This is a genomic window from Nocardia brasiliensis ATCC 700358, from assembly GCF_000250675.2.
Taxonomy (GTDB): Bacteria; Actinomycetota; Actinomycetes; order Mycobacteriales; family Mycobacteriaceae; genus Nocardia; species Nocardia brasiliensis_B.
Genome location: NC_018681.1, coordinates 2,942,526 through 2,958,226 on the forward strand (window position 1 = coordinate 2,942,526; position 15,701 = coordinate 2,958,226).

General features: G+C 68.6%; 14 protein-coding genes. 12 read left to right on the plus strand and 2 right to left on the minus strand.

The window, feature by feature from the left end; all coding sequences use genetic code 11:
• Positions 1-3 precede the first annotated feature (3 nt).
• Complete coding sequence (locus O3I_RS13270; protein WP_014983437.1) at positions 4-582, minus strand: TetR/AcrR family transcriptional regulator; 579 nt, start codon at positions 580-582, stop codon at positions 4-6.
• A 102-nt stretch (positions 583-684) separates the two neighbouring features.
• On the opposite strand from O3I_RS13270, the gene O3I_RS13275 reads away from it, so the two are divergent.
• The 3 genes from O3I_RS13275 (at position 685) to pheT (ending at position 5,991) form a co-directional block, all read left to right on the plus strand.
• On the plus strand, positions 685-2,136 hold the full coding sequence (locus tag O3I_RS13275) for an MFS transporter (RefSeq protein WP_014983438.1): 1,452 nt from the start codon (positions 685-687) through the stop codon (positions 2,134-2,136).
• A gap of 239 nt (positions 2,137-2,375) precedes the next feature.
• Complete coding sequence (pheS, locus tag O3I_RS13280) at positions 2,376-3,437, plus strand: phenylalanine--tRNA ligase subunit alpha (RefSeq protein WP_014983439.1); 1,062 nt, start codon at positions 2,376-2,378, stop codon at positions 3,435-3,437.
• 49 nt (positions 3,438-3,486) lie between these two features.
• Positions 3,487-5,991, plus strand: coding sequence for a phenylalanine--tRNA ligase subunit beta (gene pheT, locus O3I_RS13285; RefSeq protein WP_014983440.1), 2,505 nt, complete (start codon positions 3,487-3,489; stop codon positions 5,989-5,991).
• Between the two features lie 55 nt (positions 5,992-6,046).
• Here pheT and O3I_RS13290 read toward each other — a convergent pair whose 3' ends face one another.
• Positions 6,047-6,319, minus strand: coding sequence for a hypothetical protein (locus O3I_RS13290; RefSeq protein WP_148282688.1), 273 nt, complete (start codon positions 6,317-6,319; stop codon positions 6,047-6,049).
• A 297-nt stretch (positions 6,320-6,616) separates the two neighbouring features.
• Between O3I_RS13290 and O3I_RS13295 the strand changes: the two genes are divergently transcribed.
• The 9 genes from O3I_RS13295 (at position 6,617) to O3I_RS13335 (ending at position 15,562) form a co-directional block, all read left to right on the plus strand.
• The gene (locus O3I_RS13295) at positions 6,617-7,360 is read left to right on the plus strand and encodes an alpha/beta hydrolase (RefSeq protein WP_237748293.1); all 744 of its coding nucleotides are present in this window, start codon (positions 6,617-6,619) and stop codon (positions 7,358-7,360) included.
• Positions 7,361-7,412: 52 nt separating this feature from the next.
• Positions 7,413-7,922, plus strand: a complete 510-nt coding sequence (locus O3I_RS13300; RefSeq protein ID WP_014983443.1) for a hypothetical protein — start codon at positions 7,413-7,415, stop codon at positions 7,920-7,922.
• Positions 7,923-7,976: 54 nt separating this feature from the next.
• Complete coding sequence (locus O3I_RS13305; protein WP_014983444.1) at positions 7,977-8,999, plus strand: hypothetical protein; 1,023 nt, start codon at positions 7,977-7,979, stop codon at positions 8,997-8,999.
• 516 nt (positions 9,000-9,515) lie between these two features.
• The gene (locus O3I_RS13310) at positions 9,516-12,206 is read left to right on the plus strand and encodes a sensor histidine kinase (protein WP_014983445.1); all 2,691 of its coding nucleotides are present in this window, start codon (positions 9,516-9,518) and stop codon (positions 12,204-12,206) included.
• Positions 12,207-12,247: 41 nt separating this feature from the next.
• Positions 12,248-12,631, plus strand: a complete 384-nt coding sequence (locus O3I_RS13315; protein ID WP_042256143.1) for a roadblock/LC7 domain-containing protein — start codon at positions 12,248-12,250, stop codon at positions 12,629-12,631.
• Positions 12,632-12,666: 35 nt separating this feature from the next.
• A complete protein-coding gene (locus O3I_RS13320; RefSeq protein ID WP_014983447.1) occupies positions 12,667-13,071 on the plus strand; it encodes a DUF742 domain-containing protein in 405 nt (134 codons plus the stop codon).
• Positions 13,072-13,123: 52 nt separating this feature from the next.
• Positions 13,124-13,666, plus strand: coding sequence for a GTP-binding protein (locus O3I_RS13325; protein ID WP_396922277.1), 543 nt, complete (start codon positions 13,124-13,126; stop codon positions 13,664-13,666).
• A gap of 188 nt (positions 13,667-13,854) precedes the next feature.
• Entirely contained in the window at positions 13,855-14,391 is a 537-nt protein-coding gene (locus tag O3I_RS13330) for a sugar O-acetyltransferase (protein ID WP_014983449.1), read from the plus strand.
• A gap of 37 nt (positions 14,392-14,428) precedes the next feature.
• Positions 14,429-15,562, plus strand: coding sequence for an AAA family ATPase (locus O3I_RS13335; protein WP_014983450.1), 1,134 nt, complete (start codon positions 14,429-14,431; stop codon positions 15,560-15,562).
• The last annotated feature ends 139 nt before the right edge of the window (positions 15,563-15,701 follow it).

A 15,701-nucleotide genomic window follows, 5' to 3' on the forward strand; every position in this document is an offset into this window, starting at 1 on the left:
AACTCAGTCGACCGAGCCGGTGCAGTCGTTCAGCAACTCCACCGCCCACGGTTCGGCGACGGCTCCGGGACCGACCAGCTGCATCCCGCTCAGGACGGTGAGCAGCATCCCGGTTGCCATGAATTCCCGCACCTCGGTGATGTTCGCGCCGGTGAGTTCGCGCACCAGCTCGTAGATGCCGCCGAACCGGGCGCGCACCTCGCCGCCGATGGCGGGCTCCGAGCTGGCGGTGAAGCCGTGCAGGAAGAGCTGGAGCAGTTCCCGATCGGCCAGGAACACCTTGAACCCGTGGCCGAGGGCGTGCAGCGCCTCGGGCGGATCGGCGTCGGGGCCGGCGGCCGCGCGGGCCTCGCGGAACACCTCCTCGATCCGATCGCAGACCCGGTGCAGCGCGCTGATGAACAACTGCTGCTTGCTGCCGAAGAGCCGGATCACGTAGGGCTGGGATACTCCTGCCCGCCTGGCGATTTCGTCGGTTTTGGTGGCGGCGTAGCCACCTTCGGCGAAGGCCGAGACGGCCGCGCGCAGCACCTGCTCGCCGCGTTCCGTGGCGGTCATCCGGACCCTGGTCGAACTCGCCATCGCGCTCGAACTCCGTTCTCTCGCCCCCGGTATTGACATGTTATCAGCCGATGCATACTCTCCAATTCGTTAGTTATCAGTCAATTACAACAAGGGTTGGACATGACCGAAATCCTGGAACCACTCGCGGCCGCGTCCGCACCGCCCGGCACCGCCGCGGCCTCGGGGAAGATGCCCGTGACCAGCGGCCGCGGCGTCGCCGCGGTCCTCGCGGCGGTCGGCATCCCGATGTTCATGGTCACGCTGGACAACCTTGTGGTCACCAATGCGCTGCCGGTGATCCGCACCGAACTCGGCGCCTCGCTGACCGATCTGCAATGGTTCGTCAACGCCTATACGCTCGCGTTCGCCTCGCTGCTGCTCACCGCCTCGGCCATCGGCGACCGGCTGGGGCGCCGCCGGGTCTTCCTCGCCGGTATCGCGCTGTTCACCGTCGCGTCCGCGCTGTGTGCGCTGGCCACCGAACCGTGGATGCTGATCGCCGCCAGGGCGATTCAAGGATTCGGCGCGGCCGGCGTGATGCCGCTGTCGCTGACACTGCTCACCGCGGCAGTGCCGGAACGCATGCGCAATGCGGCCATCGGCATCTGGGGCGGGATCACCGGACTCGGCGTCGCGCTCGGCCCGCTGGTCGGCGGCGCCGTGGTGGAGGGGCTGTCGTGGCAGTGGATCTTCTGGCTCAACGTACCGATCGGTCTGCTGGTGCTGCCGTTCGCCGCCCGCGTACTCGGCGAGTCGTTCGGCGGGACCAGGCGGCTGGATCCGGTCGGGCTGCTGCTCGCGGCGGGAGGTGTGCTCGCGATCGTCTGGGGCGTGATCCACGGCGCCGACGACGGCTGGACCTCGGCCACGGTGCTCGGCGGGCTGATCGGCGGCGCGGTGCTGCTCGTCGCGCTGGTCGCGTGGGAACTGCGCACGCCCGAACCGATGATCCCGCTGCACCTGTTCCGTTCGCGTGCCTACGGGCTGAGCAACGCGACGAGTTTCGCCTTCTCCGCGGGCGTCTTCGGCTCGATCTTCCTGCTCGTCCAGTATTTCCAGGTGGTGCAGGGCTACAGTCCGCTGGAATCGGGCATTCGCACCATACCCTGGACGATGGCGCCGATGGTGGTCGCTCCGCTCGCGGGTCTGATCGTCGATCGGGTCGGTGCGCGCACCCTGCTGACCGCCGGTCAGGTATTTCTGGCCGCGTCGCTGGTGTGGCTGGCCGCGATCTCCAGCGTCGACGTCGCGTATCCGGCCTTCATCGCGCCGTTCCTGCTCGGCGGGATCGGGATGGGCCTGACCTTCGCGCCGAGCGCCACGGTGGTGATGGCCAGCGCCGGCCCGGACGACCGGGCGATCGCCTCGGGAACCAACAGCACGCTGCGCGAAGTGGGCATCGCCATCGGCATCGCGGTGCTCGCGTCCGTCTTCGCTTCGCACGGTTCATATCTCAGCCCGCAGGCCTACGTCGACGGACTCACCCCAGCGGTCTGGGTGGGCGCGGCCATCGTGGCCGCGGGCGCGCTGTTCTCCGCCCTGCTGCCCGCCCGCATCACCCCGGTGCGCTGAGCGCCGGATCCCGCGAGCCGCATCCCGTCGTGTGCGCAGTCACCCGACGGGATGCGGCTCGTCCGGTTTCGCCTGCACCGCTGCCGGGAGCTCCGGACCAGGGAGAACAGGGTTCGCGGCGGGAGCGGGGAATCCGGGTGAATCGGAACAGACGCATCCAATAGGATTCCACCAGCAGCAATGTGGGTAGGGAATGAGCCGTACTCGCGAACCGATCCCCAGGGGAGAGTCGAACCATCGTGGCCGACGACAACGACGCAGTCGAGCAGAACGCGACGCTGACCGAGGAGGCACTGGCCGCTGCGGCGGCGGCCGCCGAGAAGGCCTTTGCCGCTGCCGCCGACCTGGATGCGCTCGCGGTCGCGAAAACCGAGCATCTCGGCGGCAAGGCGCCGCTGGCGCTGGCACAACGCGCACTGGGCAGCATTCCCAAATCCGAGAAGGCCGACGCGGGTAAGCGCGTCAACGTGGCCAGGGCCCGCGTGTCCGAGGCGTTCGAATCGCGCCGCTCGGTCCTGCTCGCCGAGCGGGACGCCGCGGTGCTGGTGGCCGAGGCGATCGACGTGACGCTGCCCGCCACCCGGCAACCGGCCGGCGCCCGGCACCCGATCACCGTCATCTCCGAGCAGATCGCGGACGTGTTCGTCGCGATGGGCTGGGAGATCGCCGAGGGGCCCGAGGTGGAGACCGAGCACTTCAACTTCGACGCGCTCAACTTCCTGCCCGACCACCCGGCCCGCACCATGCAGGACACCTTCCACATCGCTCCCGAGGGATCGCGCCAGGTGCTGCGCACGCACACCTCGCCGGTCCAGGTGCGCTCGCTGCTGGCACGCGAACTGCCGATCTATGTGGTGTGCCCCGGCCGCACCTTCCGCACCGACGAGCTCGACGCCACGCACACCCCGGTCTTCTCCCAGGTGGAGGGGCTGGCGGTGGACAAGGGCCTGACCATGGCACACCTGCGCGGCACCCTGGACGCGTTCGCCCGGGCGCTGTTCGGCCCGGACACCCGAACCCGGATGCGGCCCAACTACTTTCCGTTCACCGAGCCCTCCGCCGAGGTCGACGTCTGGTTCCCGGACAAGAAGGGCGGCGCGGGCTGGGTCGAGTGGGGCGGCTGCGGCATGGTGAACCCGAAGGTGCTGATCGCCAGCGGGATCGATCCCGAGGTGTACAGCGGGTTCGCGTTCGGCATGGGCCTGGAGCGGACGTTGCAGTTCCGCAACGGCATCCCGGACATGCGCGACATCGTCGAGGGCGACGTGCGCTTCACGCTGCCGTTCGGCGTGCGGTCCTGAGCCCCCACCGTCTTTTCCGGCCCCTTCGATCGAGAGAGCGAAACCTCAAGTGCGAGTAGCGCAGTCCTGGCTGACCGACATCATCCAGCGCACCGTCCCCGACTGGTCGGTGACGCCGGAGGAACTCGACGCGGGCTTCGTCCGGGTCGGGCTGGAGGTCGAGGAGCTCGACAAGCTCCGGCCCGTCACCGGCGACATCGACAAGCCGCTGGTCGTCGGCCGCGTCGCCGAGATCACCGAACTCACCGAGTTCAAGAAGCCGATCCGGTTCTGCAAGGTCGATGTCGGCAACCCAGACTTGCAGGAGATCGTCTGCGGCGCAACCAACTTCGCCGTCGGTGACCTGGTCGTCGTGGTGCTGCCGGGTGGTGTGCTGCCCGGCGGGTTCGCGATCTCCTCGCGCAAGACCTACGGGCACGTGTCCAACGGCATGATCTGCTCGGTCGCCGAACTCGGTATCGGCAAGGATCACGCGGGCATCCTGGTGCTCGAGCCGGGTACCGCCGAGCCGGGCACCGACGCGAATGTGCTGCTGGGCCTGGACGATACGGTGATCGAACTCAACATCACCCCCGACCGCGGCTACTGCTTCTCGGTGCGCGGCCTGGCCAGGGAACTGGCTTGCGGCTTCGATCTCGACTATGCCGACCCAGCCGTGCGCACCCTGCCCGACGACGAGGCGGACGCCTGGCCGGTCCGGCTCGAACCCGAGTCGAAGTGCACCCGCTTCGCGGTCCGCCGGGTCACCGGCATCGACCCGAAGGCGGTGAGCCCCTGGTGGTTACAGCGCAGGCTGCTGCTCGCGGGCGTGCGCCCGATCTCGCCCGCGGTCGACGTCACCAACTACGTGATGCTGGAACTCGGTCAGCCGCTGCACGCCTTCGACGGCGGAAAGCTGAACGGCGGCTTGGTGGTTCGGGCCGCGAACAAGGGGGAGACGCTGCGCACCCTCGACGAGGTGGAGCGCACCCTCGACGCCGAGGACGTGGTGATCGCCGACGACTCCGGCGTCGTCTCGCTGGCCGGCGTGATGGGCGGGGCGAGCACCGAGGTCGGCGCCGAGACCACCGATATCGTGCTGGAAGCCGCCACCTGGAATCCGCTGCTGGTCTACCGGACCTCGCGCCGGCACAAGCTGTCCTCCGAGGCGGGCAAGCGCTACGAGCGGGTGGTCGACCCGGAGATCAACGTCGCCGCGCTCGATCGCGCCGCCACGCTGCTCGCCGAAATCGCCGGTGGCACCGTCGAATCCGCGCTCACCGACGTGCGCGTCCCGGTGCCCGCCGCCGCGCCGATCCGGATGGACATCGATCTGGCCGACCGCGTCGCCGGGGTGGTCTACCCGACCGGCACCTCCGCGCGCCGGCTCGCCCAGATCGGCTGCACGGTCGAGGTCGGTGTGGACGAGTCCACCGGGCACGGCCAGCTGGTCGTCACCCCGCCGAGCTGGCGGCCCGATCTGGCGCAGCCCGCCGACCTGGTGGAGGAGGTGCTGCGGCTGGAAGGGCTCGAACAGATCCCGTCGGTGCTGCCCACCGCGCCCGCCGGGCGTGGTTTCACCGCCACCCAGCGCCGCCGCCGCGCGGTGAGCCGGGCGCTGGCCTTCGCGGGCGCGGTCGAGGTACCCGCGCCGGTGTTCCTGGCCGCCGGTGTGTTCGACACCTGGGGGCTCGACGCCGACGATCCGCGCCGGGCGACCACCCGCGTGCTGAATCCGCTCGATGTCGAGCGGTCCGAGCTGGCCACCACGCTGCTGCCCGGCCTGCTGGAAGTGGCCGCCCGCAACATCTCTCGCGGCGCGCGCGATCTCGCCATCTATGGCATCGCCCAGGTGGTGCTGCCCGGCGACAACGTGCGTCCGGTCGAGGCGCTGCCGGTCGATCGCCGTCCCAGCGACGACCAGATCGCCGAACTGATCGATTCCTTGCCTGCGCAGCCGGTGCACGTCGCCGCCGTGCTCACCGGTCGCCGCGAGCCGCGCGGGCCGTGGGGACAGGGCCGACCGGCCGAGGCCGCGGACGCGTTCGCGCTCGCCGACGCGGTGGCCGACGCGGCGGGCGTCACGATCGAGCGCCGCACCGCCGCGCACCTGCCGTGGCACCCGGGTCGCTGTGCCGAGCTGGTGGTGGACGGTGTGGTCGTCGGCCATGCGGGTGAACTGCACCCGGCGGTGCTGGAACGTTCCGGTCTGCCGCCGCGCACGTGTGCCGTCGAGCTGGACCTCGACGCCCTGCCCCTGCGCGAGCAGCGTCCGGCGCCGACGATCTCCCCGTTCCCGGCGGTGCTGCAGGACGTGTCGGTGAGCGTCGAGAAGGCCACCCCGGCCGCCTCGGTGGAGTCCGCGCTGCGCAGCGGCGGCGGCGAACTGCTCGAAGACATCGCGCTGTTCGACGTCTACGAGGGTGCTCAGGCGGGTGAGGGCCGCAAGTCGCTCACCTACGCCCTGCGTTTCCGGGCCACCGACCGCACGCTCACCGAGGACGAGGCGAGCGCCGCCCGCGACGCCGCGGTCGCCGCCGCGGCGGACGCCGTGGGCGCGGTGCTGCGCGGCTGATCCGAAAGACGACAGGCCCGCAAGCGCATGCTTGCGGGCCTGTCGTGTATCGGCGTCAGATGCCGCAGGCCTTGTCCAGCCCGGACATGGCGTCGTGGAAGGCCTGATCCTGGAGCACGGTGCCCAGCTCCGTGTCCGAGGCCGTGGCCACCCGGCGCATCTGTGCGACGGCCGGGTCGATCGCGGTCTTCACCGGGCCGTCGTCGGCTAGATCGCGCGTGCTCTCCAACTTGGTCGCGGCGGTGGAGAACACGCTGCGCACCTCGTCCGCAGCTCCGGCGTCCTTGCTCTTGGCCCCGTTGATCCCGCTGTTCAACTCGGTAGCCATCTCGCGCACCGACGTGCACGTCTGGGTGTCATCGACCGCACCCGCCGATCCGGCCGCGGCGGTAAAGCCAGCGAGCGAGGTGACGAGCGTAGCTACCACGAGAACAGTTCTCCGCATTGACCATTTCCCTTCCTCGATGAGCAAAACCTCCCTCGGGATACCCGATCCCCGCCCGGCAAACCAAGATCCCCGCCCGCGGGTGCATCGGGGCAGGTCCGGGCGACGGGCGGCCCGGGTGGCAGGCGGCCGGTCGCGAGCGGTAAGAACTTAGGCATGCGACATCCGGCCAGTTCGATCTTGAATGCGTTGGCATATCTGCCGGAGCGGCAGATCTTGCAGACACCGGCGATCCTGGGCATGACGTACACCGATCTTTCGATCGGCACCGCGGACGGGGAGACGCTGCACGGGTGGTGGCTGCCCGCGCCGAATTCGGTGGGGCACATCCTGTTCGCGCACGGGAACGGCGGCAACGTGGGGGATCGGGTGGCGCTGTTCGCGCTGCTCGTCGAGGCGGGGTTCGACGTGCTCGCCTTCGACTATCGCGGATACGGCCGCAGCACCGGCCGTCCGACCGAGCACGGCACCTACCAGGACGCCCGCGCCGCGCGCCGGGTGCTGCTCGAACAGCCGGGTATCGACCCGAATCGCGTACTCTACCTGGGCAAATCGCTGGGCGGCGGGGTGCTGCTCGAGCTCGCGGAGGCGTATCCGCCCGCCGGGCTCATGTTGATGTCGACCTTCTCCGGCATGCGCGACGCCGCCCGCTCGATCTATCCGTTCCTGCCGCGCCCGCTGATTCCCGACGCGTACCCGAGTGAGCGACGCATCCGGAGGCTGCGCGTTCCGGTGCTGATCATGCACGGCGACCAGGACGAACTCCTGCCGCTGCGGCACGCCGAACGCCTCTATGCCGCGGCTCGCGAGCCCAAGCAGCTGAAGGTGTTCCCGGGCGCGGGACACAACGACCTGATTCTGGTGGGCGGCCGCGCGTGGTTCGAACTGGTCCGCGATTGGGCGCGGGCGGTCGTGCGGCCGTAGCGCGCGGCGCGAACCCGACCGCTCGGCATCCGGTGCTGCGTAGCCTGGCGATATGACTGAGAACAGCGAGATCCTGGCCCGGCTGACGGCGTTGCCCGACCGGGAACTGATCGGAGTGCTGCTGGTCGCGACCGCGGAACGGCCCGGCTTCGAGGTGGTGCACGCGGCGCTGCTCGGGCTCGTCGGTGCGGGCGATTCGCCGCCGCTGCCCGGTGTGACTCCTGCCACGCCCACGCTGCCGGTGCATGACGCGCCCACCATCCGCGACGTATCCGGCCAGGTCGCGGGCACTTCTCCGGTACCCGCGGTACCGGTACCGCCGACCGGTACCACCGCACCGACTGAGACGGGTGGATATTCGCCGTCGGGTGTCCCTACTTGGGGGTCAGTTCGCGATAAAGTCGAGCAGCGCTTCGGCACCGCGCAGGGGATGGGCGAGCTCGATCAGCAGACCCCGGCGGGCCGCAGCGCCGACGAACAATGGGACGCGCGCGAGAAAGCCGCGCGTGAGCGCCTGGACCAGATTCGGAAGTCGTTGCGCGGCAACGATACCGAAACCTAGGGGCCGTAATCTGGCCGGGCGTACCGTACTACGACTGTGATGGGTGGAACCCGGATGAGCGAGCCGCGTAAAATTTCGGAACGGCTACTCGATGCCCAGGTGGAATTCGTGCTCGCCGAGGTGAGTGGCGAGCGTTTCGCCGAGGTGGTGGCCCGCGACGTCGAATCGGTGCTGGGTGTCGCAGACACCTTGATCTTCCGCGATATCGTCGAGCTCGAGCAGGCCAAGGCGACCGTCGCCACCATCATCGACCTGATCGGCGGCAGCCCGGTGATCGCCGACATGGTCGGGGTCTTCGCGGATTCGATCTACGACCACATCGCGAACAACAACGATTACACCCTGGGGCAGGTCGTCGACCGCGAGCCGGTCGAGGCGCTGCTGGAGAAGATCTTCGGGATGCACCAGGCGCAGGAGCGCATCCTGGATCGGCTCACCGAATCGCCGCTGGTCGCCACCGTGGCGTCGAAGTTCGTGGACAAGCTGATCTCCGATTTCATGGAGGCCAACCGGCAGATCGCGGGCAAGATTCCCGGCGTCTCCTCGCTGATCTCGATGGGGCAGTCGGCCGCCAAGACCGCCAAGAAGGCCACCGAGAGCACGTTCATCGGCGACATGGCGGGTAAGGGCGCGGTGTTCGCGCTCAAGCGCACCAACAACGCGATCCGTGAAATGCTGCGCGATGCGCCGGTGCACGACGCCGCGATGGAGTTCTGGGACCTGCACGCCGACGAGCCGGTCAGCGGGCTGCGCGATTACCTGAGCCAGAAGGATCTCAACGAACTGGTCCTCATCTGCTACGAAATCGCCGTCACCACAAGGGAAAAGGAATACTTCGGGCTGCTCGTGGACGAGTGCGTCGAGGTGTTCTTCACCAAGTACGGCGACTACACCCTCGCCGCCATGCTGCCCGAACTCGGTCTTTCCGGCGACGACATCGCCACCGAGATCCTGCGCTATGGACCTGCGGTCATCGAGGGCGCGAAACGAAACGGCGTGCTGGCCAAGTTGATTCGCGAGCGGCTCGAGCCGTTCTTCCGGTCCGACGAGGTGCTCGCCATCCTCGGCGAAGCATAACGAAGTATATGGTTTGTAAGCTGAACTGAAACTCCGACAGTAACTAGCTGAACAGTTGCTGTCGGTTGGCGGATCGCTTTCCCGGTCACCGTCGGGCGCGTCGGCACGATCGAATCAGCCCGTTTCGCAAGGGCTTCGAGTGATCGTGCCGACGCTGTTTTCCGGCTCGACGGGGCGATGTGCGCCGCAGGTGCGGCCGAATGTCCTGACCAGCACCGTATGTCGGCCGGATCGCTTCAGGGTGGCCACAAACTGGCCAGTTGGTAGCCCTCGGGTGCGCTGCGGTTGAAAAGTATGAACAAAGCCCGGGTCGGCGCGTCCTCGAGTTGACGCGGCACCGGGCATATGGGATTTTGCTCGGAGACTTTCCGTGCGCTCGTCGTGGAGCTGTCACGGCTGGCTTTTCGGAGGAGTAGCAGGTTGGTGCGTCTACGTCTACGGCAACAAAAGCCCGGGGACACACCGGATTTCCAACCTGCGGTTGCCTCTGGCGAGAATCCGTCGGCGAACAGCAGAATGTCGGGAATCGTCCGGCCGCGCACGATCGGCGGTCAGCTGTCCCGAATTCTCGCGCTGTCGTTGATATTGGTGCTCGCGCTGCTCGGCGTCACCGTCTACGGCCAGATTTCGGACTACCGCGAAGCCAATGACACGGTGAAGTCCGTGGAGTTGGCGCTGAGCGTCCAAGACCTGACCAATCAGATCCAGCGTGAGCTCGGGCTCAGCAACGGCCTGCTCGGCGGCGAGAACCGCCTGCAGCAGCCGCTGCTCGACCAGCGCGGCAAGGTCGACGCGACGCTCGCTCAGCTGACCGAGGCCGCCTCGGGCGACGCGCCCGGCGCCGATCAGGTGCGTGCCGCGCTCGGTCAGCTGAACCTGCTGGCGAACACCCGCGTGCAGATCGACACGCGCCGGGTAAGCAGGCAGGTGGTGTTCCAGTTCTACACCGACGCCGTCGCCGCGCTGAACCGCCTGGCCCTCGGCCTGGACCAGGCGCGTGACCCGCAGATCCAGCGTGGTCTGCAGGCGCTGTACGCACTGGGCGAGGCCAAGGCCGAGCTCGACAAGGAACGCGGCTTCCTCAACGGCGTCTTCGTCGCCGGCCGGTTCAACGGCGGGGAATACGTGCAGTTCATGGAGATCCGCTCCAGCAAGTTGAACGGCTTGGCCGCTTTCTCCCGTTACGCGACGAAGGGTCAGCAGGCCAAACTGGACGCCGCGCTGCTGAGCGACAACGCCACCAAGGCCGAACAAGCCGAGAACGTCGCGATCGCCTCCAGCGACGGACCGCTGGTCCGTGAGGTCGACCCGATGGCCTGGTGGACCCAGATGTCTGGAGCGCTCGAAGATCAGGGCAACGTGCAGCAGGCGGTGGGCGCGGACGTGCAGGCCCGCGCCGACGACCTGCGCGGTGCCGCGTTGCTCAACCTGATCGGCTTCCTCGTCGGCGCGGCCATCGCCATCGTCGCGATGATCGTGCTGGTGATCACCTCAGTGCGCGCCATCGTGCGCCCGCTCGCCGCGCTGGCCGGCGAGGCCGACGACGTGGCCTCGCGCCGCCTGCCCCAGGTCATCGACGCGTGGTCGCACACCGAGGAGGGTCGTCCGGAAGCGCCTGCCGCAGTACAGGTTCCGGCCGGCTCCAGTATCGAGATCGCGGCCGTGGCCGGCGCCCTCGACCGGGTGCAGACCACCGCCTTCGAACTCGCCTCGCAGCAGGCGCTGGTGCGCCGCAACACCACCGAATCGATGGCCAACCTGGCCCGGCGCAACCAGAACCTGGTGCGCCGCCAGCTCGCCCTGATCAGCGAGTTCGAGCGCGAGGAACTCGACCCGAAGGGTCTGTCCAACCTGTTCGAGCTCGACCACCTGGCCACCCGCATGCGCCGCAACGCCGAAAGCCTGCTGGTGCTCGTCGGCGAGGCCAGCCCGCGCCGGTGGGCGCAGCCGATCGCGCTGAGCGACGTCATCCGCGCCGGTCTGTCCGAGGTCGACGACTACCGCCGCGTGGTGCTGCGCCGGGTGGACGACGTGCTCATCGCCGGGTCGGTGGTCAGCGAGCTCGCGCACATGCTCGCCGAGCTGATCGAGAACGGGCTCGCCTTCTCGCCACCGGATCTCGAGGTCGAGATCTACGGGCGCCGGGTGCCGCAGGGTTACCTGCTGGCCGTGGTCGACCACGGTATCGGCATGCCCGCCGACCAGCTCGCACAGTCCAATGCGAGGCTGCGCGGCGAGCAGGACTTCATCGTCGCGCCGACCAGGTACCTCGGCCACTACGTGGTCGGCCGCCTGGCGGAACGGCTCGGCATCGCGGTCGAGCTCAACGTCTCGCCGGTCAGCGGCATCGTCGCGCGGCTCGCCCTGCCCCTGGAAATCCTTGCGCAGGAACAAGATCAGCGTGCTGGTGTGCGCGGCAAGATCTCCGGCACCGGCGTCGAACCGTCCTGGGGTTCGGACGCGGAGCTGCACGCGGCGGCCACCCCGGAGCTCGATCCCTTGCACAACGGTCCTGCGCTGCAGGGTAATTCGGCGTCGAATGCGCGGACGCCGAGCCTGCCCGGCCCGGCGCACGCCCTGCCGAACGCCTCGTCCGCCCCGCAGCAGAACGGCACGGGCCGACCCCCGAGTGAGCATCGGTATCCGGCGGACTCCGCGCGTTACGGCGATGAACTGCCCACCGAGCGGACCGGGCGGCACGAGGCCGTGCGGTACGACACGAGCACCAACATGCCCGCCGTGCCGTCCGGGCCCACCTCCGCATACTCCCATTTCGTTTCTCCGCAACCGGAATTCGCGCCGGAGACGGCCACCGACACCGGAACCATGTGGCGGATCTTCGAATCCGGGGACGCGCCGGTGGAGGCCCCGGTAACATCTGTTGCGCCACCGACCGGGCCGGTACCGCGCACTACGCGCAACGGACTTGTCAAGCGCAACAAGAAGTCTCGCTCCGCGGGCACGGCACCGGGAACCGAGCCGCGGCGGGATGCGGGCGGCACCCCGCCACGCCAGGATCATGCGCCGGTCACCGAGCGCTCGCCCGAGGAGACCCGAAACATGTTGTCGTCGTTCCGGGCCGGTCACGAGCGGGGCGCTCCGCCCGCGCCGTCGACGACGCGGCCGTATGTCGGTGCGCGCGACCATGACACCCGCGCCGACGATCCGGCGCCGACCGCCCCGTCCATCGCAGAGGAGAACCGGTGACCACCCATTTACCGAGCGCCGACCCGCACACATTCAACTGGATGCTCGCCAACTTCGTTCGGGAGACCGACGGTGTGCGCGACACCGTGGCGGTGTCCTCGGATGGTCTGCTCATCGCGATGTCCGACGGTCTGGACCGCACCTCGGCGGACCGGCTCGCCGCCATGGTGTCCGGCCTGGCCAGCCTCGCCAAAAGCGCTTCGCGCAGTTACTCGTTCGACGGGCTCAAACTGATCATGATCGAGATGAAGCGCGGGTTCCTGCTCGTCTCGGCCATGGGTGACGGCAGCTGCCTCGGCGTCATCGCCGACGGCAACTGCGATATCGGTCTGGTCGGCTACGAAATGGCTGTGCTTGCCGAACGCGCCGGGTCGCTCCTTGATCCGGCGTTGATTTCCGAGTTGCGAGAGACGTTACGAAGATGAGAGATCCTGACCGGCCGCGGTTGCCGGACCCGCGGATGATCCCGATGAACCGAATGTTCGGATGGTTCGATCCGGATCGACCCGGCCAGCCCGCTCCGGCTGAAGAAGTTGTCGACAGTGATGAACAGTTCGTGCGTCCCTTTGTCGTCACGGCGGGGCGCACGACGCCGTTGGTAGACGGTCTGCGGATCGAAACTCTGGTGCAGGCACCGCCTTCGGCGCTGTCGGCCCCCTTGCAATTCGAGCAGCGCACCGTGGTGCAGCTGTGCCAGCAGCCGCATTCCATCGCAGAGATCGGTACCGCGCTGCGTGTTCCGGTCGGTGTCGCGAAGGTCGTCGTGAGCGACCTCGCCGCCGCGGGCTACGTCACCGTGCGCGAGTCCGATCAACTGTCCACCGCTGCCATCGAGAGGATCAGAGATCTTGTACGGGCACTCTGACATGAGCCCCCCGCCGCCGTCGGGTCCGACTATGCCGTCGTCGGTGAAAATCGTGATCAGCGGTGGATTCGGCGTCGGTAAAACAACATTCATCGGGGCGATCTCCGAGATCGAGCCACTGGTCACCGAGGCCGCGATGACGGAGGTCTCGGTCGGCGTGGACGATCCGGGCCGGCGCGCCGACAAGACCCAGACCACGGTCGCGCTCGACTTCGGGCGAATCACGTTGGACCGGTCCCTGATTCTCTACCTGTTCGGCACCCCGGGGCAGGATCGCTTCGTCTTCCTGTGGGACGACCTGGTCGACGGCGCGCTCGGCGCGGTCATCGTGGTCGACACCGGACGGGTCGACGACTGCTACCCGGTGCTGGACTACTTCGAGGAGAAGCAGACCCCGTTCGTGGTGGTGGTCAACCGTTTCGACAACGGCACCCACTTCGACCTCGCCGAGGTGCGCGAGGCGCTCGAGCTCGAGGACTGGATCCCGGTCCTGGAATGCGATGCGCGCGACCGCGAGTCGGTCAAAGAGGTGCTGGTCGCCCTCTTGGAGCAGGTCCTGTTCCACCGCCTGTCCGTCCAGGGCATGCCCGCCTGATCCCCGCGCGCACGGGGCCCGACCGGCGCACCCCGCCGTCGGGCCCCGCTGCAATCGAGCGGGTTCCACAGACCGTCCACACTCTTCACAGGGTCTACAACCCCTGTGAACCGTACGCATCCTCTGTGACCCCCACCTATGGCATCACCATTCGTTACGGTGGGCGGGTGGGTGTGGAGAAGGAGCGGATGCTCCGCGGGGAGTTGTACCGGGACAGCGATCCGGAGCTGGTCGCCGAGCGGCGGCGCGCGCAGGGGTTGTGCGACGAGTTCAATCGCACGGGGGCCGAGGAGACCGACCGGCGTGACGCACTGCTGCGCGAGCTGCTCGGCAAGCTGGGAGAGGGGTCGTGGATCATGCCCCGGTTCCAGTGCGACTACGGGTATCTCATCGAGATCGGGGCGAACAGCTTCCTGAATTACGATGCGATCCTGCTGGATTGCGCGCCGATCAGCATCGGTGACGATGTGTCGATCGGGCCGCGGTGCCAGTTGCTGACCGCGTTGCATCCATTGACGGATCACGAATTGCGCAGGCAGCGTTGGGAATCGGCGGCGCCGATCCGGATCGGGAACAACGTGTGGTTCGGCGGCGGCGTGATCGTGTGCCCGGGTGTCGCGGTGGGCGACGAGACGGTGGTCGGCGCGGGCAGCGTGGTCACCAGGGATCTGCCGTCGCGGGTGTTCGCCGCCGGTAACCCGGCCCGGGTGATCCGGGAGTTGTAGCCGGTCCGCTGTCGTAGCGAATCGTTAGCCTGGGGGCATGTTGCAGACCTTGGCTATCGAGAACTACCGGTCGCTGCGGCAGGTGATCATGCCGCTGGGGCGGCTGAATGTGGTGACGGGGGCCAACGGCAGCGGCAAGTCGAGCCTGTACCGCACGTTGCGGCTGCTCGCGGACTTCTCCAGGAACGGGGCGATCGCCGCGCTGGCCAAAGAGGGCGGGGTGGCCTCGACGCTGTGGGCCGGGCAGGGCGGGGACAGCGCGAGTAAACCGGACACGGCCGGGGTGCGGGTCGGCTTCGCGGGCGCGGACTTCGGCTACGCGGCCGAATTGGGCACGCCGGTGCCGGACGGCACCTCGATGTTCAACCTCGACCCGGAGATCAAGGCGGAGGCGGTCTGGGCCGGGCCGGTACTGCGGCCGTCGACCCTGTTGGCGCAGCGCGGCGGCCCGGTGACGCAGCTGCGCGACGACGACGGCGGGTGGACGATGGTGCCGCATACCCTGCAGCCGTTCGACAGCATGCTCAGCGAACTGGCGGATCCGCAACGCGCCCCGGATCTGCTGGTGCTGCGCGAGCGGATCCGGTCCTGGCGCTTCTACGACCACCTGCGCACCGACGCGGACGCGCCCGCCCGCGCGCCGCAGGTCGGCACCAGGACCACCGTGCTCGCCCACGACGGCGCCGACCTCGCGGCGGCACTGCAGACCATCCGCGAGATCGGCGACGCCGACGGGTTGGCGACAGCCGTGGACCGCGCGTTCCCCGGTAGCAGGATCGACATCAGCGACCGGGACGGCCGCTTCGAGCTGGCGCTGCACCAGCGCGGACTGGTCCGTCCGCTGGGCGGCGCCGAACTCTCCGACGGCACACTGCGCTATCTGCTCTTGGTCGCGGCGTTGCTGAGCCCGCGCCCACCGGAGCTGCTGGTGCTGAACGAGCCCGAGACCAGCCTGCATCCCGAATTGCTCGGCCCACTGGCCGAACTCATCGCCACGGTCGCCGAGGAGACGCAGGTCGTGGTGGTCACGCACGCGCAGCCGCTGGTGCGGGCCTTGGCGCGCAGGGCCGACGAGCCGCACACGGTGGAACTGGTCAAAGAGCACGGCGCGACCACCATCGCGGGCCAAGGCCGACTGGATCAGCCGCCTTGGTATTGGCCGAAGCGGTAGCGGCTTATTCGGCGCCGGCCAGCGCCGGTCCGCCGCTGACGAACAGTCCGATGGCGACGACGACCACACCGATGACGACGGCAACGGCGAACTTACGCATCACAGGCCTCCTGGGCTGCACGGGTCATTACAGCTGCTT

Excerpts from the sequence above, each read along its gene's own strand:
- O3I_RS13330 (WP_014983449.1), top strand. The coding sequence starts at position 13,855 with ATGCTCCGCGGGGAGTTGTACCGGGACAGCGATCCGGAGCTGGTCGCC.
- O3I_RS13335 (WP_014983450.1), top strand. The coding sequence starts at position 14,429 with ATGTTGCAGACCTTGGCTATCGAGAACTACCGGTCGCTGCGGCAGGTG.
- O3I_RS13270 (WP_014983437.1), bottom strand. The coding sequence starts at position 582 with ATGGCGAGTTCGACCAGGGTCCGGATGACCGCCACGGAACGCGGCGAG.
- O3I_RS13300 (WP_014983443.1), top strand. The coding sequence starts at position 7,413 with ATGACTGAGAACAGCGAGATCCTGGCCCGGCTGACGGCGTTGCCCGAC.
- O3I_RS13315 (WP_042256143.1), top strand. The coding sequence starts at position 12,248 with ATGCTCGCCAACTTCGTTCGGGAGACCGACGGTGTGCGCGACACCGTG.
- O3I_RS13310 (WP_014983445.1), top strand. The coding sequence starts at position 9,516 with ATGTCGGGAATCGTCCGGCCGCGCACGATCGGCGGTCAGCTGTCCCGA.
- O3I_RS13305 (WP_014983444.1), top strand. The coding sequence starts at position 7,977 with ATGAGCGAGCCGCGTAAAATTTCGGAACGGCTACTCGATGCCCAGGTG.
- O3I_RS13290 (WP_148282688.1), bottom strand. The coding sequence starts at position 6,319 with ATGGCTACCGAGTTGAACAGCGGGATCAACGGGGCCAAGAGCAAGGAC.
- O3I_RS13320 (WP_014983447.1), top strand. The coding sequence starts at position 12,667 with ATGATCCCGATGAACCGAATGTTCGGATGGTTCGATCCGGATCGACCC.
- O3I_RS13275 (WP_014983438.1), top strand. The coding sequence starts at position 685 with ATGACCGAAATCCTGGAACCACTCGCGGCCGCGTCCGCACCGCCCGGC.